The 17,554-nt window shown below is 75.3% G+C and carries 17 protein-coding genes and 1 pseudogene; 7 read left to right on the top strand and 11 right to left on the bottom strand.

Features of this window, described 5'->3' with window-relative positions; all coding sequences use genetic code 11:
* Window positions 1-20 precede the first annotated feature (20 nt).
* The 5 genes from ACSUPR_RS04515 to pcaH form a co-directional block, all read right to left on the bottom strand.
* Window positions 21-293: a hypothetical protein gene (locus ACSUPR_RS04515; RefSeq protein ID WP_436889649.1), complete on the bottom strand. Its 273-nt coding sequence runs from the start codon at window positions 291-293 to the stop codon at window positions 21-23.
* 79 nt (window positions 294-372) lie between these two features.
* Window positions 373-1,575 (bottom strand): bifunctional 3-oxoadipate enol-lactonase/4-carboxymuconolactone decarboxylase PcaDC, encoded by a 1,203-nt coding sequence (gene pcaDC, locus ACSUPR_RS04510; protein WP_436889648.1) that lies wholly within the window; start codon window positions 1,573-1,575, stop codon window positions 373-375.
* Window positions 1,572-2,801, bottom strand: a complete 1,230-nt coding sequence (locus ACSUPR_RS04505) for a lyase family protein (protein ID WP_436889647.1) — start codon at window positions 2,799-2,801, stop codon at window positions 1,572-1,574. The genes pcaDC and ACSUPR_RS04505 overlap by 4 nt, the downstream gene beginning before the upstream one ends.
* Complete coding sequence (gene pcaG / locus ACSUPR_RS04500) at window positions 2,798-3,385, bottom strand: protocatechuate 3,4-dioxygenase subunit alpha (protein WP_436889646.1); 588 nt, start codon at window positions 3,383-3,385, stop codon at window positions 2,798-2,800. The genes ACSUPR_RS04505 and pcaG overlap by 4 nt, the downstream gene beginning before the upstream one ends.
* Window positions 3,382-4,170 (bottom strand): protocatechuate 3,4-dioxygenase subunit beta, encoded by a 789-nt coding sequence (pcaH, locus tag ACSUPR_RS04495; protein WP_436889645.1) that lies wholly within the window; start codon window positions 4,168-4,170, stop codon window positions 3,382-3,384. The genes pcaG and pcaH overlap by 4 nt, the downstream gene beginning before the upstream one ends.
* A gap of 91 nt (window positions 4,171-4,261) precedes the next feature.
* On the opposite strand from pcaH, the gene ACSUPR_RS04490 reads away from it, so the two are divergent.
* Both ACSUPR_RS04490 and ACSUPR_RS04485 read left to right on the top strand, forming a co-directional pair.
* Window positions 4,262-5,002 (top strand): IclR family transcriptional regulator, encoded by a 741-nt coding sequence (locus ACSUPR_RS04490; protein ID WP_436889644.1) that lies wholly within the window; start codon window positions 4,262-4,264, stop codon window positions 5,000-5,002.
* 69 nt (window positions 5,003-5,071) lie between these two features.
* Window positions 5,072-6,259, top strand: a complete 1,188-nt coding sequence (locus tag ACSUPR_RS04485) for a 4-hydroxybenzoate 3-monooxygenase (protein WP_436889643.1) — start codon at window positions 5,072-5,074, stop codon at window positions 6,257-6,259.
* Window positions 6,260-6,629: 370 nt separating this feature from the next.
* Here ACSUPR_RS04485 and ACSUPR_RS04480 read toward each other — a convergent pair whose 3' ends face one another.
* A complete protein-coding gene (locus ACSUPR_RS04480) occupies window positions 6,630-8,510 on the bottom strand; it encodes a BTAD domain-containing putative transcriptional regulator (RefSeq protein WP_436889642.1) in 1,881 nt (626 codons plus the stop codon).
* A gap of 89 nt (window positions 8,511-8,599) precedes the next feature.
* Here ACSUPR_RS04480 and ACSUPR_RS04475 point away from each other — a divergent pair, with 89 nt between their 5' ends.
* The 3 genes and pseudogenes from ACSUPR_RS04475 to ACSUPR_RS04465 all read left to right on the top strand — a co-directional run bounded on the left by ACSUPR_RS04475 (window position 8,600) and on the right by ACSUPR_RS04465 (window position 11,027).
* Entirely contained in the window at window positions 8,600-9,478 is an 879-nt protein-coding gene (locus tag ACSUPR_RS04475; protein ID WP_436889641.1) for an alpha/beta fold hydrolase, read from the top strand.
* A gap of 110 nt (window positions 9,479-9,588) precedes the next feature.
* Window positions 9,589-10,378 (top strand): annotated as a pseudogene (locus ACSUPR_RS04470) (IS5 family transposase); the annotation flags it as partial.
* Window positions 10,377-11,027, top strand: coding sequence for a transketolase C-terminal domain-containing protein (locus tag ACSUPR_RS04465; protein WP_436889640.1), 651 nt, complete (start codon window positions 10,377-10,379; stop codon window positions 11,025-11,027). The pseudogene ACSUPR_RS04470 and the gene ACSUPR_RS04465, both read left to right, overlap by 2 nt.
* A 226-nt stretch (window positions 11,028-11,253) precedes the next feature.
* On the opposite strand, the gene ACSUPR_RS04460 is transcribed toward ACSUPR_RS04465, so the two are convergent.
* The 5 genes from ACSUPR_RS04460 to ACSUPR_RS04440 all read right to left on the bottom strand — a co-directional run bounded on the left by ACSUPR_RS04460 (window position 11,254) and on the right by ACSUPR_RS04440 (window position 15,485).
* A complete protein-coding gene (locus ACSUPR_RS04460) occupies window positions 11,254-12,102 on the bottom strand; it encodes a helix-turn-helix domain-containing protein (protein WP_436889639.1) in 849 nt (282 codons plus the stop codon).
* Window positions 12,099-12,596 carry an SRPBCC family protein gene (locus ACSUPR_RS04455; RefSeq protein ID WP_436889638.1) on the bottom strand — a complete coding sequence of 166 codons (498 nt, stop codon included), beginning with the start codon at window positions 12,594-12,596 and terminating at the stop codon, window positions 12,099-12,101. The genes ACSUPR_RS04460 and ACSUPR_RS04455 overlap by 4 nt, the downstream gene beginning before the upstream one ends.
* Before the next feature lie 125 nt (window positions 12,597-12,721).
* Window positions 12,722-12,886, bottom strand: a complete 165-nt coding sequence (locus tag ACSUPR_RS04450) for a hypothetical protein (protein WP_436889637.1) — start codon at window positions 12,884-12,886, stop codon at window positions 12,722-12,724.
* A 294-nt stretch (window positions 12,887-13,180) separates the two neighbouring features.
* Window positions 13,181-14,680 carry a SulP family inorganic anion transporter gene (locus tag ACSUPR_RS04445; RefSeq protein ID WP_436889636.1) on the bottom strand — a complete coding sequence of 500 codons (1,500 nt, stop codon included), beginning with the start codon at window positions 14,678-14,680 and terminating at the stop codon, window positions 13,181-13,183.
* 397 nt (window positions 14,681-15,077) lie between these two features.
* The gene (locus ACSUPR_RS04440; protein ID WP_436889635.1) at window positions 15,078-15,485 is read right to left on the bottom strand and encodes a MerR family transcriptional regulator; all 408 of its coding nucleotides are present in this window, start codon (window positions 15,483-15,485) and stop codon (window positions 15,078-15,080) included.
* Between the two features lie 392 nt (window positions 15,486-15,877).
* Between ACSUPR_RS04440 and ACSUPR_RS04435 the strand changes: the two genes are divergently transcribed.
* Both ACSUPR_RS04435 and ACSUPR_RS04430 read left to right on the top strand, forming a co-directional pair.
* Window positions 15,878-16,474, top strand: a complete 597-nt coding sequence (locus ACSUPR_RS04435; protein WP_436889634.1) for a redoxin domain-containing protein — start codon at window positions 15,878-15,880, stop codon at window positions 16,472-16,474.
* Window positions 16,471-17,355 carry a cytochrome c biogenesis CcdA family protein gene (locus tag ACSUPR_RS04430; RefSeq protein ID WP_436889633.1) on the top strand — a complete coding sequence of 295 codons (885 nt, stop codon included), beginning with the start codon at window positions 16,471-16,473 and terminating at the stop codon, window positions 17,353-17,355. The genes ACSUPR_RS04435 and ACSUPR_RS04430 overlap by 4 nt, the downstream gene beginning before the upstream one ends.
* Window positions 17,356-17,554 lie beyond the last annotated feature (199 nt).

Below are 17,554 nucleotides of genomic sequence, written 5' to 3'. Positions count from 1 at the left end.
CGGGCCGCTCCCGCGGGGCCTCAGCGCCGCTTCAGCAGGGTCCGCATCCGTTCCATGTACGCCTGGGCCTCCTCGCGGCTCGCGAACCTCGGCGGCTCCGGGGCGAGGTCGGGCCGGCGGTCGGCGGGCAGCAGGGAGTACATCTCCACGAGGCCGGCGTGGATCCTGTCGCACTCGCGCTGCACGGCCGCCAGCTCCCGCCGTTCCAGCTCGGCGAGCTCCTGCGGGGAACCGTGGGCAGGGGGTTCCCCGCCCCCGCCGAACCTCTTCCCGAGCCACTTTCCCAGTCCCATGCCCGCGCCGCCTTCCCGTTCTCGGAACGGCCATTATCCGCTCGTCCGCGCCGCGCGGGAACACCGCGGTCGGCGGTCCTCAGGCGCGGCCCTCCTCGGCCAGGACCCCCTGGGCGACGCGGAACGCCGAGTTGGCGTCGGGGACACCGCAGTAGATCGCGCTCTGCAGCACGACCTCCCTGATCTCCTCCACGGTCAGCCCGTTGCGCAGCGCCGCCCGCACGTGCATGGCCAGCTCCTCGTGGTGGCCGCGGGCGATGAGCGCCGTCAGGGTGACCATGGACCGGCTGCGCCGGTCCAGGCCCGGCCGGGTCCACACGGTGCCCCAGGCGTAGCGGGTGATGAACTCCTGGAAGTCGGCGGTGAAGTCCGTGGTCGCGGCGACCGCCCGGTCCACGTGGGCGTCGCCCAGCACCTCGCGGCGCACCGCCATGCCCGCCCCGCGCACCTGCTCCTGGGTCAGCGCGCCCGGGTCGGCGAAGTGCCCGCGCAGCAGGGCGGCGACCCGGTCGGGGGCCTCGGCCGGGGCCAGGTGGGCCACCCCGTCCAGGACCTCGGCGCGGCCCCGGCGCACCCCGCGGGCGACGAGCTCCAGCGATGCGGGCGGGGTGGGCCCGTCCTCGGAGCCCGCCACGGCGAGCACCGGCGCGGTGACCTCGCCGAGCCGGTCGCGCACGTCGAACCCCGCCAGGGCCTCGCAGGTCAGCGCGTAGCCCTCGGGGTCGGCGTCCTGGAGGACGTGCAGCAGGGCGGCGGCGGTCGCCGGCTCGCGCTCCACGAAGCCGGGGGCGAACCACCGCTTCGCCGACCCCTCCACCACTGCCGGGGTGCCCGAGGCGCGGACCGTCGCGGCCCGTTCGCGCCACCCCGCGGGTTCGCCGATGCGCGCCCCCGTGCACAGCAGCGCCGCCGCCCGGACCGCCTCGGGGGAGTCCAGCAGCAGCTGCAGGCCCACGGCCCCGCCGACGGAGTCGCCCGCGTAGAAGAAGGAGCGGTCGGCGCCCCCGCCTCCGCCGTCCCGCCCGGCACGGGCGGCGGTGACGCCCCGGGCGAACGCCAGCACCCCCCGGGCGAGCTCCGCCATGGTGAACGGCCCGTCCGCGGACGGGGCGCCGCCGTGCCCGGGCAGGTCCCAGCCCACGACGTGGAAGGCGTCGCCGAGCCGGTCGGCGGTGGACGACCACAGCGCCGCCGCCGAGGTGCCCAGGGAGGGGCCCACGAGCAGCAGCGGCCGGTCGGGGCCCCCGGCGAGTTCGGCTCCGGTGATGCGCGGGATGGTCATGAATCGGTCTCCAGGAAACGGTCGGCGCGGTCCAGGACGGTGTCGACGAGGGCGTCGGCCGCCCCCGGGGGCGGCGTCCCCTCCGCGGGTTCGGTGCCGGTGAACGCGGCGACGGCGCGGGCCTCGGCGGTCAGCTCCTCCCGGGCGCGGGCCGCCGTGGCCGCCATCCGGTCGGCGTCCACCACCAGTCCCGCCAGCAGCTCCCGGGTCTGGGAGGCCGCGGTGGCGGTGCGGCGGGCCAGGGTGCGCAGGGTCGCCCACTCGGTGTGCCAGGCCCCGTCGGGGCGCTCGTCCACGGCGAGCGCCGACGCCAGGTGCAGGGTCGAGGCCAGCGGGGGAGCGGCCACGGCCGCCCGCCGGACCAGCACCGACAGCACCGGGTTGCGCTTGTGCGGCATGGTCGAGGAGCCGCCGCGCCCGTCGGCGGCGGGTTCGGTGACCTCGGCGATCTCGGGCCGGGACAGGGTGGCGGTGTCGGCGGCCAGGCGCCCCCAGGCGTCGGTGCAGGCCACCAGGGCGTCGCCCAGGGCGGTGACGGTGCCGCGCGAGGTGTGCCAGGGCGGGGCCGCCTCCAGGCCCAGCCGGTGCGCGGTGTCCGCGACCAGCGCCGACGCGGCGGCGACCGGGTCCGCGGCGCCTCGGGCGCGCAGCAGGTCGACGGCGGCCGAGCGGGTCCCGGCGGCACCGCCGACCTGCACGGGGAACCGCAGCCGGTCCAGGGCGCCGGCGGCGTCCAGGACCCCGCCCAGCCACCCGGCGGCCTTGAGCCCGAAGGTCGTGGGCACGGCGTGCTGGGTCAGGGTGCGCCCCGCCATCACCGTGCCCCGGTGGGCGCGGGCCAGAGCGGCCAGGGCCCCGACCTGGCCGCGCAGGTCCCCGCGCACCCGGTCGACGGTGTCGCGGGCGCACAGCACCAGGGCGGTGTCCACCACGTCCTGGCTGGTCAGGCCCCGGTGCACCCAGGGGGCGGCGGGGCCGTCGGCGCGTTCGCGCAGCAGCCCCACCAGGGCGATGACGGGGTTGCCGCCGCCCTCCGCGGCACGGGCCAGGGCGGGCAGGTCGCCGGGCCCGGCCAGGCCGGTGAGGTCGGCGGAGGCCGGGGCGGCACCCGCCCCGGCCAGCGCGTCCAGCCAGGCCTGCTCGACGGCGACCATGGCCGCCAGCCAGGCGTCCTCGGTGAACAGGTCCCCGGCGCGCTCGTCGCCGGGCCAGAACAGGTCGGTCATCGCGTCCGGTACCCGCCCAGGTCGAGGAACACGGTCTCGCCCTCGCCTTGGAGGCGGATGTCGAACACCAGCCCCCGCGCGTCGCGGTGGGCGACGAGGGTGGAGCGGCGTCCGGCGGGCAGGGAGGCCAGCAGCGGGTCGGCCGCCAGCGCGGCGGCGTCGTCGGGCAGGTAGGCGCGGGTGAACAGCCGGTCCGTCAGGCCGCGGCCGAACACGGTGACGGCGAAGAACGCTGCCGCGCCCGGCTCGGTGGGGCCCGGCTCCAGGGTGCTGAACGCGTACCGGCCGTCGCGGCCGGTGGAGGCGCGCCCGAACCCGGTGAAGGTCCACCCGTCGCGGCGCAGCGAACCGGGCTCGCGCGGGACGGTGCCGTCGGGACGGGCCTGCCAGATCTCCACCAGGGCGTCCTGGAGGCCGTTCCCGGCGCCGTCGGTGACGCGTCCGCACAGGCGGACCGCGCCGGCCGAGCCCGGGGGCACCAGGTCGCGGTCGCCGTCGTAGGGCAGGCCGTAGTGGAAGAACGGGCCGACCGTCTGGCCGGGGGTGGTGCGCAGCGGGGGCGTCCCCGCGGGGGTGCTGGTCACGCCTCGTCTCCTTCCTCGTTCTCCATGAGCGTTCCGCGCGCGCCGCCCAGGACGATGTCCCACCGGTAGCCGGTCGCCCACTCGTGGGTGGTCACGTCGTGGTCGTAGGACGCCACGAGCAGCGCCCGGTCCCGCGGGTCGGTGACGGTCTGCATGATCGGGTCCAGCGCGAACAGCGGGTCGCCCGGGAAGTACATCTGGGTGACCAGCCGCTGGGTGAACTCGGTCCCGAACAGCGAGAAGTGGATGTGGGCGGGGCGCCAGGCGTTGTGGTGGTTGCGCCACGGGTAGGGCCCCGGTTTGATCGTCTGGAACCGGTAGTACCCGTCGTCGTCGGTCAGGCACCGTCCCGCGCCGGTGAAGTTGGGGTCCAGCGGGGCCGGGTGGCGGTCGCGCCTGTGCACGTAGCGGCCGCCCGCGTTGGCCTGCCAGATCTCCACCAGCTGGCGGCGGACCGGCCGCCCGTGGGCGTCGGTGACGCGGCCGGTGACCACCATGCGCTCGCCGATGGGCTCGCCGGTGCCGCCGATGGTCAGGTCGGCCTCCAGCGGGTCCACGTCGCGTTCGCCGAAGCAGGGGGCCCAGCGCTCGATGGTCTCGGGGTCGGCGTGGTGCAGGTCCTTGGTGGGGTGGCGCAGCGCGCTGCTTCGGTAGGGCGGGTAGTCGAGGGCGGGCTGGGCCCGGTCCGCGCCCTGGGCGCGGTGGGCCTTCTCGATGGCGGCGATCTCCTCGCTGAGCGCCGACTGGGGCTCCAGGCCGGAGGCCGGGACCGGGGTGCTGTTCATGGCGGGAGGCTACGGCCGGGGCCGGGAGTGGTGCAGGCCTCCTTTCCGCTCAGCGGAACACCGGACGGGCGGAGGTGGGAGAATGCCCGTCATGGCGGGGAACACCGGTACGCCCGGGGCGACCGTGGCCGGACGGGTCATGGCGGTCCTGGGGGCCTTCGACGAGCACCACCGGCGGCTGTCGCTGTCGGCCATCGCGCGGCGCGCGCAGCTGCCGCCGCCCACCGTCCACCGGCTGGTCGGCGAGCTGGTGCGGCACGGGGCGCTGGCCCGCGACGACGGGTCCTACGTGGTGGGCCGCCGGCTGTGGGACATCGGGCTGCTGGCGCCGGTGCAGACCACGCTGCGCGAGGCCGCCTCCCCCTTCCTGCACGACGTGTACGCCACCACCCTGGCCACCGTGCACCTGGCGGTGCGCGACGGCGACGAGGTGCTGTACCTGGAGCGGATGGCGGGCCGGGCGTCGGTGCCGGTGGTCAGCAGCGTGGGGTCCACGCTGCCCATGTACTGCACCGGGGTCGGCAAGGTGCTGCTGGCGCACGCCCCCGAGGACGTGCGCTCCCGGGTGCTGGGGTCGATGCGGCGGATCACCCCGTACACGATCACCCAGCCGGGCGCCCTGCTGCGCCAGCTGGAGCGGGTCCGCCGCGAGGGGTACGCGACCACCGTGGAGGAGATGACGCTGGGGGCGTGCTCGGTGGCGGTGCCGGTGCGGCGCGGCGAGGAGGTGGCGGCGGCGATCGCGGTCGTGGTGCCCACGCTCAAGCGCGACCGGGGGCGGCTCGTCACGGCGCTCCAGGTGGCGGCGCAGGGGATCTCGAGAAAGTTGTGACCCGTGCTCTTCCGCTGAGCGGAAGGGCCGGTTCCGCGTTCGGGGCCGTGGCGCGGTCCAATGGCGGGCATGACCCAGATCACCACCACCGACGTGGCCATCATCGGCGCCGGACCCGCCGGCATGCTGCTCTCCCACCTGCTCGCCGCCCGCGGGGTCGAGTCCGTCGTCATCGAGGCCCGCTCGGAGGAGTACGTGGCCTCCCGCATCCGCGCCGGGGTGCTGGAGCACTCCACCGTCGAGCTGCTGCGCTCGGCCGGCCTGGCCGACCGGCTGGAGGCGGAGGGCGACGAGCACCGGGGCATCCACCTGCAGTGGCCGGGGGAGCGGCACCACCTGGACTTCGTCGACCTCACCGGCCGCAGCGTGTGGGTGTACGGGCAGACCGAGGTGCAGAAGGACCTCATCGCCGCCCGCGCCGCCGCCGGGCAGCAGGTGCACTACGAGTCCGCCGACGTGGCCCCGCACGACCTGCGCACCGACGCCCCCTCGGTCACCTTCACCGCCCCCGACGGCACCCGGCACCGGGTGCGGGCGCGCGCGGTGGCGGGCTGCGACGGGTCCTTCGGGCCCAGCCGGGGGGCCGTGGGCGCCGACCTGCGCGACACCTGGGAGCGGGTCTACCCCTATTCCTGGCTGGGGGTGCTGGCCGACGTCGCCCCCTCCACCGACGAGCTCATCTACGCCTGGCACCCCGACGGGTTCGCCCTGCACTCCATGCGCTCGGCCTCCGTCAGCCGGTTCTACCTCCAGGTCCCCAACGGCACCTCCGCGGACGAGTGGAGCGACGACCGGATCTGGGACGCGCTGGCCGCCCGGCTCGGGCACGGGCAGGACGGGTGGGAGCTCGCCCCGGGGCCGATCACCGACAGGAGCGTCCTGCCGATGCGCTCCTACGTGCAGGCGCCGATGCGGGACGGCCGCCTGTTCCTGGCGGGGGACGCCGCGCACATCGTTCCGCCCACCGGGGCCAAGGGCCTGAACCTGGCCGTCGCCGACGTGGCACTGCTCGCCCCGGCCCTGGCCGACCTGGTGCGGGGCGGCGACACCCGGCTGGCCGACGCCTACTCCGACACGGCGCTGCGCCGGGTGTGGCGGTGCACCCACTTCTCCTGGTGGATGACCACGATGCTGCACACCGGCGAGGACCCCTTCGACACCCGGTTGCAGCTGTCCCAGCTGCGCTGGGTCGCCACCAGCGAGGCGGGCGCCACGGGCCTGGCGGAGAACTACGCGGGCCTGCCCATCGGCTTCTGACCCGGGCCCGCGGCCGCCCCGCCCCGGCCCGCTCCCACGGCCGTGCCGGGCGGGCCGGGCCCCGGCCGTGAGATGGCGGCCCGGACGTGGAGGCGGAGCCGCCGGGCGTCCACCGGAGCGCCCGGTAGGCGGGCCGGCCGCGCAGAGCGTCGGGTCGGCCCGGACCCGGGTGGAGGCGTGCCCGGCCCCCAGCGGCCCGGTGGCGGTCCGCGGTGCCCGGGAGCCCTCCCTCCTCCCGTGCCGGGCGGCCTCCCGGCCCTCGCCGGGGCGGGTGGTCGCCTTCCCGCCACCGGCCCCTCCTGCGGGAGCGGCCCCACGCCGCCGCCGAGACGGCACACCGGTGCGGGCGGTGGGAGGGCGCCTGCCGGGTTCATCCGGCGTCGGCGCGGTGGAGCCAGGGGGCGACGGGGCCCAGGTCCACGACGGCGCTGCCCGCCGCGCGCTCGGCCGCGGCGGGGCGCAGGGCGTCCGCGGCACGGCGCACCGCCCCGGGGTGGCCCGCGCGCAGGGCCGCCTGGAGGGCCAGCAGCCACAATGCCTCCTGGAGCAGGTCGCGCGGGGGAGTGGGGAGCGCGTCCAGCAGGGCCCGGGCACGGGCGTGGTCGCCGGCGCGGGCGGCGAGCCAGGGGCGGACCCAGGGGGCGTACGGGCCCGGGTCCGGAACCGGGTCGGGCACCGGCTCCCCCTCGGGGAGGGCGGTGACCCCGATGAGGGCGGCGGTGCCCCCGGCCAGGCCCGCCATGCCCGAGCGGGCGAGGACCCCGGCGGCCTCGGCAGGCGGCCCGCCGCTGCGCATTCGGCGGTAGAGGGCCGTGAAGACTTTGGCGAGCGGCCGGTCGAACCCCTCGGCCAGGGCGTCCACCCGGGCGGCGTCCGCGTCCGCCTCCCCGAACCGCCCCAGCGCGCTGAGCGCCTGCATGCGGCTGATCCGCCCGTGGACCTCGAAGGTCGACAGGTCGTGGTCCACCGCCACCCCGACGATCTCCGCCGCGAGCCCCAGGCGCTCGGGGGCCAGCCCCGTGCGTCCGAACTCCTGCATGAGCCGCCCCGCCAGGGCGGAGCACAGCAGCCGCGGATCCCCCAGCTCCCGGGCGATCCGCTCGGCCTCGCGCGCCTGCGCGCCCCGGTCCGCGGTCCCCCGGCTCTCCATCGCGACGGTCGCCAGCAGCCGGGCCCGCCCCGCCCGGCTCCCGCCGCCGAGCCGCTCCAGGGTCCGCTCCGCCGCGGCCACGACCGCCGCCGCGCCCGCCGGGTCGTCCGAGCGCGTCCACACCCCCGGAACGTCGAACCGCCCGATCACCCGCGCCGTCAGCTCCGGGTCGCCGAACCGCTCCGCCGCCGCGATCGCCTCCAGCCGCTGCTCGGACGCGGCGGCCACCGCCCCCGACACCGCCAGGTCCGAGATGAGCGCGGCCGTCGTCTCCAACCGGCTGCGCGCGGGGGCCGCCGCGTACGCCGCCGTGGCGCTCGACCACACGTCCTGTGTCGACGACGGCGCCCGCAGCCCCGGGTCGCCGCGCAGGATTCCCACCTCCAGCTCCGCCAGCCGGGGGTCGGGGTCCAGCCCCAGCTCCTCGACCAGCCGGGAGCGGGCCCGGGCCAGCACCGCCAGGGCGTCCGAGCGCCGGCCGCCCCGGTACAGCCCCAGGGCGAGCAGCCGCCACGCCTCCTCCCGCCACGGGTGGGTGTCCACCAGGGCGCGCAGCGCGGCGACCGCCTCGTCGGTCCGCCCGGTCTCCAGCCGCGCCTGCGCGAGCCTCTCCGCCGTCCGGACGCGAAGCTCCGCCAGCCGTGCCCGCTCACCCTGCGCCCACCCGGCGTCGGCGAACTCCTCGAAGGGCTCCCCGCGCCACTGGGCCAGGGCGTCGCCCAGCAGCCGCGCCGCCTCCTCCGGCGGGGCGTCGCGGGACTCCTCCACCCACCGCTCCACCCGGCGGACGTCCACGCCGTCCTCGGGCGGCCGCAGCGCGTACCCCGCCCCCTCGGTGACCAGCACGCGCGGCCGTCCCCGGTCGACCTCCAGCGCCCGCCGCAGGTCGGAGACGAAGGTGCGGACCGACCCCCGGGCGCGCGGCGGCGGATCGTCCGGCCACAGGTCGTCGACCAGCCGCTCCAGCCCCACGACCCGGCCGCGGGCGATCAGCAGCAGGCAGAGCAGTTCGCGCTGGCGCCGACCGCCCAGGGCGACCGGCCGCCCGTCCCCGGCGACGACCCCCACCGGTCCGAGGACACGCAGCTCCCATGTGCACACCACCGCGACGTTAGCAGCACTGATCGAACGCTGATCGGCGCCCGCGATGCTCGTCCGTGTCAGGTTCCACGCACAGAGAAAGGGCACCCGTGTCCCTCACCATCCCCGGCTCCGAGACCGTCACCGTCGAGACGGCCCCCGGCGTCCGGATCAGCGCCGAGGTCCTGGGCTCCGGCCCCGCCGTCGTCCTGCTCCACGGCTTCCCGCAGACCCGCCTCATGTGGCGGCACGTGGCCCCGGCCCTGGCCGCCGACCACACCGTCATCTGCCCCGACCTGCGCGGCTACGGGGCCAGCGGCAAACCCGCGGAGGCCGGTCCCGACACCTACTCCAAGCGCACGATGGCCGCCGACACCGTCGCGCTGGCCGCCGCCCTGGGGCACGAGCGCTTCGCGCTCGCCGGGCACGACCGGGGCGCGCTGGTCGCCTTCCGCGCCGGGCTCGACCACCCCGGCGCCGTCACGCACCTGCTGTCGCTGGACGTCCTGCCGACCCTGGACATGTGGGGCGTGCTGCGCGGCGCCGACGCCCGCGTGGCGTTCCACCTGTACCTCATGGCCCAGCCGCCCGGACTGCCCGAGCGCATGATCGCCGCGGTCGCCGACGACTTCTTCGCCGGGTTCATCGACGGCTGGGGCGCCGACGGGAAGGCGATCCCCGTCGAGGTCCGGGCCGAGTACCTGCGGGCCTCGCGCGAGGCCGTCCCCTCGATCGTCGCAGACTACCGGGCCTCGGCCGGGATCGACCTGGAGCACGACCGCGCCGACCGCGCGGCCGGGCGCACCCTCGCGATGCCCGTCACCGTGATCCAGCAGGACTGGGGCGCCCGGCTCGGCTATGACGCCGCGGGCCTGTGGGGCGAGTGGGCCCCCGACCTGGAGCACCGCACCCTGGACGCCGGCCACTTCATGGCCGAGTCCGCCCCGGAGGAGGTCACCGGCGCGATCCGCGCCCTGCTGCGCCGCTAGGCACTGTTCTCGGGAGTGGGAGCAGAGCAGGGTCCGCCCTGGCAGGGTGGGTGAGCGTGCCCGGACGCCGTGAACCCACCGATGCCGGGTGGGCCCTGCCCGCCCCGCTCATGCCCGCCGACCCCCGCAAGGGCGAGGAGTGGGCCGACCACCGCAAGATCATCAACGCGGTCCTGTCGCGCACCCGCACCGGCATCCCCTGGCGGGACCCGCCCGAACGCCACGGGCCCTGGGAGACCGCCGCCGGACGCCACCGCCGCTGGTGCAACGACGGCACCTGGCCGAGGATCGCCGACCGGCTGCGGATCGACGCCGCCAGCGGCGAAGAGCTCATCGCGGGCGTCGACCCGACCACGGTGCGGGCCCCTCAGCACGCCGCCGGGGAGGCGAAAAAGGGGACCGGGTCCGGGGGGCGCCGGGCGGGGCCGAAGCACTCGGCCGCTCCCGGGGCGGGCCGACCACCAAGATCCACCTGCTCGCCGATCGGTACCGGCGCCCGTTGGCGCCGGCCACGACCCCGGGCCAGCGCGGGGACAGCCTGGTGTTCGAGCCGTTGACGGGTGCTCTGCGGCTGCCTCGCCGCACCGGGCGGCCGCGCACCCGCCCGGACCGGGTGCTGGGCGGCAAGGCCTACTGCAGCCGCCGGCCGGGAGCATCTGAGGCGCCGCAGGGTCGAAGCGACCATCCCTCAGTCCCGTGACCAGTGCGAGCGCCGTGAACGCCAGGGGTCGGCGGGCGGTGGGCCCCGGTCTCGGACCGGTCGGCCTACCGGGAGCGCGGCACGGTGGAGCGGTGCGTCGATCTGCTCGAGCAGAGCCGGGCGGTCGCGACCCGCTGTGACGAGCGGGCCTGATCTTCGACGGGACCGTGCAGGTCGCCCCGATCCGGATCCGGCTCCGTGACCCGGCCCGTTCGAAAAACAGTGCCCAGCAGCTGGACCGGCTCCTGGACGCCGAGGGAAAGATCATCTCCGCGTGGCGGATGGCCAAGTCCGGCAAGCCCACCCCGGAGTGGGCCGACCGCTCATGAACATCGAGACCCGGGCACGGCCCGTCCAGGCCGCCTCCCCCGCCCTGGCGCCCGGTTACCTGCACAGCCCCTTGTACGCGGGGGCGGTGTTCCGGGCCTGGCACCCAACGCTGGGGCGTGGAACGCGCGTTCGCCCATCTGCACTAGTTCTACCGACCTCGTTGAGACGCACCCGAAGGAGAAGGCGCCCGCCACACCCTCACAGCTCCGAGCTTCCGCGTCCGGGCTCCGTCCGCTCGACGACGAGTCGATCGCACGGGTCGTCGCTGCCACGAGCGGGCGGGCCGTCGTAGCCCACGAGGCCGCCGTCTCGGCCGGCCCCGGGGCAGAGGTCGCGGCGCGGATCAGCGAAACACACTTCGGTCGGCTTGCCGCTCCGGTGGTACGTATCGGCACCCCAGAGGTCCGCATGCCGTCTGCTCCCGTGCTCCGGGAAGCGTTGCCCCCTCCCGCAGCGGCATCGTCGACGCCGCGCGCAAGCCCGTCGGACGCCGACATGGGATTCCTGGTCCGGACGTAGGAACGTCCTCCTGATGAGCGGAGGCCGTACTTTTGAGGTCAAGGCCGTTGAAGCGGTTCATCGCATCCTTGCCTGGAGCACTCGACCTGAACGACCGGGTGGGAGGCCACCACGCTCAACACCGTGGATGGCCTCAGCCTGGGGGACCACGCCACCGCCCCGCTCTCGGTGCCGGTGCTGTCGAACGAGCTGGTGTCGTCGGCCCGGTCCCCCGCCGGCCCGGTCGTCAGCGAGCCTCGCTGAGCCGGGACGCACGCAGGAGGTCGAGCTGGTCGGCGCCGCTGGTCCCCGGGGCCGCCGTGTAGGTGACGATGCGCAGGTCGGCGCCGGGCACGGTCAGCACGTCGCAGTCCACAGTGATGCCACCCAGCCGGGGATGGCCGATCGTCTTGAGATCGCCGGTGAGCTGTCCCATGCCCGCCACGGACCACAGCTCGCCGAAGAAGGGCGAGGCCGCCCGCAGGCCGTCCACGAGCTCCGCCAGTTCCGCGTCGGCCGGGTAGCGGGAGACCGTTTCGCGCAGGTCCGCGACGATCGCGGTCTCGAAGGCGTGCGGTCCGGCTGCCGAGGTGACCGGGCGCAGGTGCCAGCGGCTCTCGCCCGCGCCGAAGAGGGCGCGGGCGAGGTTGCGTTCGGCGGGCGGCAGGCCGGACGGATCGCCGTGCAAAGCCGTCCACATGTCGTTCCACCACAGCAGGCTCCAATCAGCGGCGAACACGCCGATCGGGAGATCGCCGAGGCGGTCGACGAGGCGGCGGATGCTCGGCGGCACGTGGGTGCCGACGGTCTGGTCGCGGGGCGCGAGCAGGCCCGCAGCACGGAAGAGCTGGTCGCGTTCGGCAGGGGAGAGCCGCAGCGCGCGGGCCAGGGCCGAGACCACCTGGGCGGACGGGTTGGTGGCCCGGCCCTGCTCCAGCCGCAGCACGTACTCGTGGGAGAGGCCGGCGAGCTCGGCGAGCTCCTCGCGGCGCAGGCCGGGGGCGCGCCGGCGAACCGACCGGGAGTAGCCGGCATCGGCCGGGTCGAGGCGGTCGCGCCAGCCACGCATCAGGGCACCGAAGCTCAGATCGCTCACTCCTTCATGATCGCACCGGGGGTGCTCTGCACCACGGTCACCATCCGGGCGAGCGCGGCGCGCATGTAGCGGGTCCAGAGCGGCTTGAACGGCCCGGCGACGATCCAGCGGCGGCCGGGCAGCGGCTGGAAGTCGTAGGTCCACCGGATCGACGTGCCGGTGCCGTCGGGGAGGAACGACCACTCGCCACGCACCCCGGAGACCAGCTTGGCCAGTACGTTGGTGAAGCCGCTGAGCTCGTAGGCGAACCCGTGCCCGTCCACGACCTCGGTGAGCCGCTCGTCGGCCCTGGAGCCGTCGGTGAACCAGGTCTGGCGCGAGGTTCCCGGCCGGTCCCAGGTGCCGGTCTGGTCGCGCACCTCCGCGACGCCGGGGAACGGCCCCCATGGTTTGAACACCTGGGAGAGGTCGATCGGCACGATGGCCCGGTGGGTGTGGGCGGGGCTGGACGCCGTGCGGGCGAAGACGGTGATCGGAACGCTCTTTCTCGTCATGCCACGAGCATCCCGGACCATGCCCGCCCGAGGCAGACACCTGTCAGTACATACCCTCGAGGTCTCGCTCACCCTCGAGAACGAGGCGCTGGGGGAGGCGGTTCTCGCTCTCGGCGGGCACCCCTTCATTCGCTCGTGTAGCCGACAGGGCCCCACGGCGTGGTGGCGTGGATGCCGACCAGGACGACGTCGACGATCTTCTCGGCCACCTCGCGGGTGGAGGGGTGTCGTCGCCGGTTGATGCGGGTACACCGGCGGAACCCGCGTCCCGGCGGCCGCCGTGCGCCCACCCTGCATCGCAACCTGGTCGAGTGCGCAAGCACCCCGCCCCGGTACCAACGGCGAGCACTGAGCCGCTGAGCGCCCCGATCGGCGCACACACGCTGAGGCGAGTTGCCGGGCGGAAGGCCGCGAACCCTCCGGCCCACTCGGCATCGGTGGATTCACGGCGTCCGGGCACGCTCACCCGCCCTGCCAGGGCGGACCCTGCTCTGCTCCCACTTCCGGAAAGCAGTGCCTGGGGGCGGACGCGGAAGCGGGCGGGCCCCGGAGCGATCCGGGGCCCGCCCGCCGGGGCGCCGGTGTCAGTGCCCGCCGGGCAGGGAGCCCGACAGCTCCCTGTGCAGCTTGCTGCTGGGCCCGTTCAGGCCGGTGACCTCGACCTCCACGCCGTGGCCGCGGAAGCGCTCGCTCACGCGGTCCAGGGCGGCGACGGCGGAGGAGTCCCACACGTGGGCCCCCGACATGTCCACCACGACCTTCTCCAGGCCCTGCTCGGTGTAGTCGAACCGGTCGACCAGCTCGCCGGTGGAGGCGAAGAAGACCTCGCCGCTGACCGAGTACACCCGGGTGCCGCCCTCGGGGTCCAGGACGCTGGTGACGTCGGCCTGCATGGCGGCCCTGCCGGCGAACAGCACCATCGACACCACGACTCCGGCGATCACGCCCAGCGCCAGGTTGTGCGTGGCCACGACGACGACCACGGTGACGACCATGACCAGGGTCTCGCTCCAGGGCATGCGCCGCAGTGTGGACGGGGCGATGCTGTGCCAGTCGAAGGTCACGGCGGACACGAAGATCATCACCGCGACCAGGGCCGCCATGGGGATGAGGCCGACGATGTCGCCCAGCCCCACGCACAGGATCATCAGGAACACGCCCGCCAGGAAGGTGGAGATGCGGGTGCGGGCGCCGGAGGAGACGTTGATCATGGTCTGCCCGATCATCGCGCACCCGGCCATGCCGCCGAACACGCCGACGAGGATGTTGGCGATGCCCTGGCCGCGGGCCTCGCGGCCGTGGTCCGAGGCGGTCTCGGTGCGGTCGTCGACGACCTTGGCGGTCATCAGCGACTCCATGAGGCCGACCAGGGCCAGGGTGAGGGAGTAGGGCGCGATGAGGACCAGGGTGTCCAGGTCGAGGGGCACGTCCGGGACCAGCGGGACGGGGAAGGCGTCGGGCAGTTCGCCCTCGTCGCCCACGGTCCGGGTGGAGATCCCCATGGTGACCGTGGCGACGGTGAGCACGACGATCGCGACCAGCGGCGCGGGCACGACCCTGGTCAGGTACGGCAGGCCGAAGATGATGCCCAGGCCGATGGCGACCATCAGGTAGACGGGGACGTCGAAGTCCGCCAGGTAGGGCATCTGGGACAGGAAGATGAGGATGGCCAGGGCGTTGATGAACCCGGTCATCACGCTGGGCGGCACGAACCGCATCAGTTTCGCCACCCCGGCCAGGCCCAACCCGATCTGGATGAGGCCAGCCAGCAGGGTCGCTGCGATGAGGTGGTCGACGCCGTACCCGATGGACAGCGGTGCGGCGACCAGGGCCATGGCGCCGGTGGCGGCGGAGATCATCGCCGGGCGCCCGCCCAGGAAGGCGATGGACACGGCCATGACGAAGGAGGCGTACAGGCCCACCCGGGGGTCGACCCCCGCGATGAGGGAGAAGGCGATGGCCTCGGGGATCAGGGCCAGGGCGACGACCAGTCCGGCGAGGACGTCGGCGCGGATCTGGGCGGGCGAGGGGATCCTCGACCTCAGCGTCCGGGGGGTCTTCGCGAGCAGATTCATGGAACCCATCAGGTTTCGGGCAGCCCACGACGAGGACCGCGGTGTTCGGGTCGGGTGTTCGGCGACGGCGCGGACGGGCGCTCCTGCGGCTCGGAGGGCCGCGGTGCGCTCGGACGCCCGGTCCGGTGCGGCACTCGTGGTGCCCCGGAGTGCGGCCCCGTCGCCGCGGACCCGGACCCGTCCCTGGGACGGACCGGGAAGCGCGCGGCCGTTCCGCGCTCAGGCGCGGACGACGGCCTGGAACGAACTTACCCTTACGTTAGGGTTCGAGTCGCCCAGAGCGACTGAGGCGACCGTCACAACCGCGCGGTGCAGGGGATTCATCCGGTTCACGGCTGTGGTGGGGGCGAGGGCCGTGACCGGGGAGGACGACCCACCGTGGTCTTCGGGGGCGGCCACGGAGTGTTCACGTGGACGCGTTGTCGCGCTCCCGCTGTTCGCGCAGCCGCCCGGCGAACTCCTCGGCCATGGCCAGCTGGCCGCGCAGCGCCTCGCAGCGGGCGGCGATGGCGGCCTCGAAGGCGTCGAGGCGCCCGCTCAGCTCCTCGCGTTCGCCCTGCTCCGTCCCGGGGGCGTTGAGCCGGTCCAGGGTCTCCAGCAGGTCGCGGGTCTCCTCCAGGCTGAAGTCCAGCGGCTTCATCCGCTTGATGAGGTTCAGCCGGTCGACGTCCTCCTGGGTGTAGAGGCGGAAGCCCCCGCGCGAGCGGGCCGAGGGCTCGACCAGGCCGACCTCCCCGTAGTAGCGGATGGTCCGCAGGGACAGGCCGGTCTGCTCGGCGACCTCGCCGATCTGCATGTGACCCGCTTCGGGCATCTCTGCGCTCCTCGTCTGCTGTATGTAGGTCCAACGTCGGAGTCGGCCTCTCCGTGCCGGTCCCGTAGCGGGCAACGCTAGCGCGCCCGGGAGCGTACGGGGCGTCGTGCGCCTTCCGGCGGTCCGCCGGGGGCCCGTCGCGGTCGGTCCGGCGACGAGCCCGCCCCGGCGTGGACCGGCCGGAGGCGACACGGCTTCCGCAACGAAAGCATCACGGAGTCGCGGACGGGGTCTCCTCGCACCCCCCTGCTCCGAATCCGGTGGTGAACGAACGGGGAAGGCCTGTGGCGCGCCGACCGGCGGGCCGCGAACCAGGACCGGTCGACCGCGGGGACGCATTCTGGTTCCCTTGGGTGGCTTTCCCCCCCCGAAACCGAGACCTCGAGGTGCCGATGAGAACGATTCCGCGTGTTCCCGCTGCGGCGGCCGCCCTGGTGGCGGCCCTGGGCCTGGCGGCGTGCTCCGCGCCCGGAGCCGGATCGCCGCCCGAACCCGAACCCGAGGCGGCCGAGCAGACGCAGACCGAGTCGGAGACCGGGTCCGGGAACGGATCCGAGAACGGGGCCGGAGCGGTTGAGTCGGCGCTGCCCGCGTTCGACGCGCAGACCCTGGACGGCGAGGGCCTGTCCTCCACGGAACTGGCGGGCGAGCCCGTGGTGCTGTGGTTCTGGGCGCCGTGGTGCAGCGTGTGCCGGGGCGAGGCCGCCGGTATCGCCGAGGCCGCCGAGCGCTACGACGGACGGGTGGAGTTCATCGGCGTGGCCGGTCTGGGCGAGGTCGGGGACATGCACGCCTTCGCCTCCGACACCGGCACCGGCCACCTGCGGCACATCGTGGACGAGGACGGCACCATCTGGTCCGACTTCGGCGTCGTGGGCCAGCCCGCGTTCGCGTTCGTCGAACCGGACGGGACGTTCGAGACCGTGCCGGGCACCCTGGCCGACGAGGACCTGGACGCCTACGTGAACGACGGGCCGCTGGCCGGATGAGCCAGCTGCCGTACGCGATCGCGCTGGTGGCGGGCATGCTGGCGGCCCTGAACCCGTGCGGGTTCGCCATGCTCCCCGGCTACCTGGCCCTGCTGGTCGCCTCCGACGGGGACACGCCGGGCGGGTGGCGTCCGCTGGGGCGCGCCCTGGCCACCACGCTCGCGGTGACGGCCGGGTTCACCGCCGTGTTCGCGCTCTTCGGGCTGGTGGCGGTGCCGCTGGCGCTGTCGCTGGAGCGCCACCTGCCGTGGGCGACCGTGGCCATCGGCCTGCTGCTGGTGGGGCTGGGCGGGTGGCTGCTGGCCGGGCGCAAGGCCGGCTTCCTGCTGCCGCGGCCCTCGCCGGGCCGGCCGGTGAGGTCGCTGCGCTGGGCGCTGGTGTACGGCGTCACCTACGCCGTCGCGTCCCTGTCCTGCACCATCGGGCCGTTCCTGGCGCTGACCACCAGCGCCCTGCGCTCCACCAGCGCCCTGGGGATGGTGGGGGTGTTCCTGGCCTACGCCGCGGGGATGGGCCTGGTGGTGGGCACCCTGACCGTCGCGGTGGCCCTGGCCCGTGAGTCGGTGGCCGTCCGGCTGCGGTCGGCCCTGCCGTACGTGACCCGGGCGGGCGGGGCGCTGCTCGTGCCGGCCGGGGCCTACGTGGCCTACTACGGGTGGTTCGAGCTGCGGGTGCTGGCCGGTGCGGCCGGCAGCGACCCGGTCGTGGGCACCGTGGTGGCCTGGCAGGCCGAACTCTCCCGCCTGCTCCAGCAGACCGGGGCGGGCCCGGTCGCGCTGGCCCTGGCGGTGCTCATGGCGGCCGCCGCGGCGGGGGTCCTGCTCCACCGGGGGCGGAGCGCGCGGCGGGACCGGTCCGCCGACAGCGTCCCGGAGGAATGACCCGGTCGGCCTCCTCCCGTCCACGAGGGGAGGCCGGCCCTTCCGCCGACGGCGCCGGGCCGACGGCGCCGGGCGGGGCCTCGAACGCCGCGACGACCTCGCGGGCCGGGGGCTCGCCGTCCCCGGTACGCTCCGCGACGCGGTTCCCCCGGAACCGGCGCCCGCTCTCCTGGCGCACGGCGGCGGTGCCGCGTCCGCG

Origin of the sequence: Nocardiopsis dassonvillei (genome assembly GCF_964273065.1) — a bacterium.
GTDB classification, from domain to species: domain Bacteria; phylum Actinomycetota; class Actinomycetes; order Streptosporangiales; family Streptosporangiaceae; genus Nocardiopsis; species Nocardiopsis dassonvillei_B.
The sequence above is the reverse complement of the archived record's forward strand: the minus strand, read 5'-3'. Positions and strand labels throughout refer to the sequence as shown.

Excerpts from the sequence above, each read along its gene's own strand:
- ACSUPR_RS04455 (WP_436889638.1), bottom strand. The coding sequence starts at position 12,596 with ATGACGAGAAAGAGCGTTCCGATCACCGTCTTCGCCCGCACGGCGTCC.
- ACSUPR_RS04435 (WP_436889634.1), top strand. The coding sequence starts at position 15,878 with ATGAGAACGATTCCGCGTGTTCCCGCTGCGGCGGCCGCCCTGGTGGCG.
- ACSUPR_RS04505 (WP_436889647.1), bottom strand. The coding sequence starts at position 2,801 with ATGACCGACCTGTTCTGGCCCGGCGACGAGCGCGCCGGGGACCTGTTC.
- ACSUPR_RS04440 (WP_436889635.1), bottom strand. The coding sequence starts at position 15,485 with ATGCCCGAAGCGGGTCACATGCAGATCGGCGAGGTCGCCGAGCAGACC.
- ACSUPR_RS04515 (WP_436889649.1), bottom strand. The coding sequence starts at position 293 with ATGGGACTGGGAAAGTGGCTCGGGAAGAGGTTCGGCGGGGGCGGGGAA.
- pcaDC (WP_436889648.1), bottom strand. The coding sequence starts at position 1,575 with ATGACCATCCCGCGCATCACCGGAGCCGAACTCGCCGGGGGCCCCGAC.
- ACSUPR_RS04430 (WP_436889633.1), top strand. The coding sequence starts at position 16,471 with ATGAGCCAGCTGCCGTACGCGATCGCGCTGGTGGCGGGCATGCTGGCG.
- ACSUPR_RS04490 (WP_436889644.1), top strand. The coding sequence starts at position 4,262 with ATGGCGGGGAACACCGGTACGCCCGGGGCGACCGTGGCCGGACGGGTC.
- ACSUPR_RS04445 (WP_436889636.1), bottom strand. The coding sequence starts at position 14,680 with ATGGGTTCCATGAATCTGCTCGCGAAGACCCCCCGGACGCTGAGGTCG.
- ACSUPR_RS04485 (WP_436889643.1), top strand. The coding sequence starts at position 5,072 with ATGACCCAGATCACCACCACCGACGTGGCCATCATCGGCGCCGGACCC.
- pcaH (WP_436889645.1), bottom strand. The coding sequence starts at position 4,170 with ATGAACAGCACCCCGGTCCCGGCCTCCGGCCTGGAGCCCCAGTCGGCG.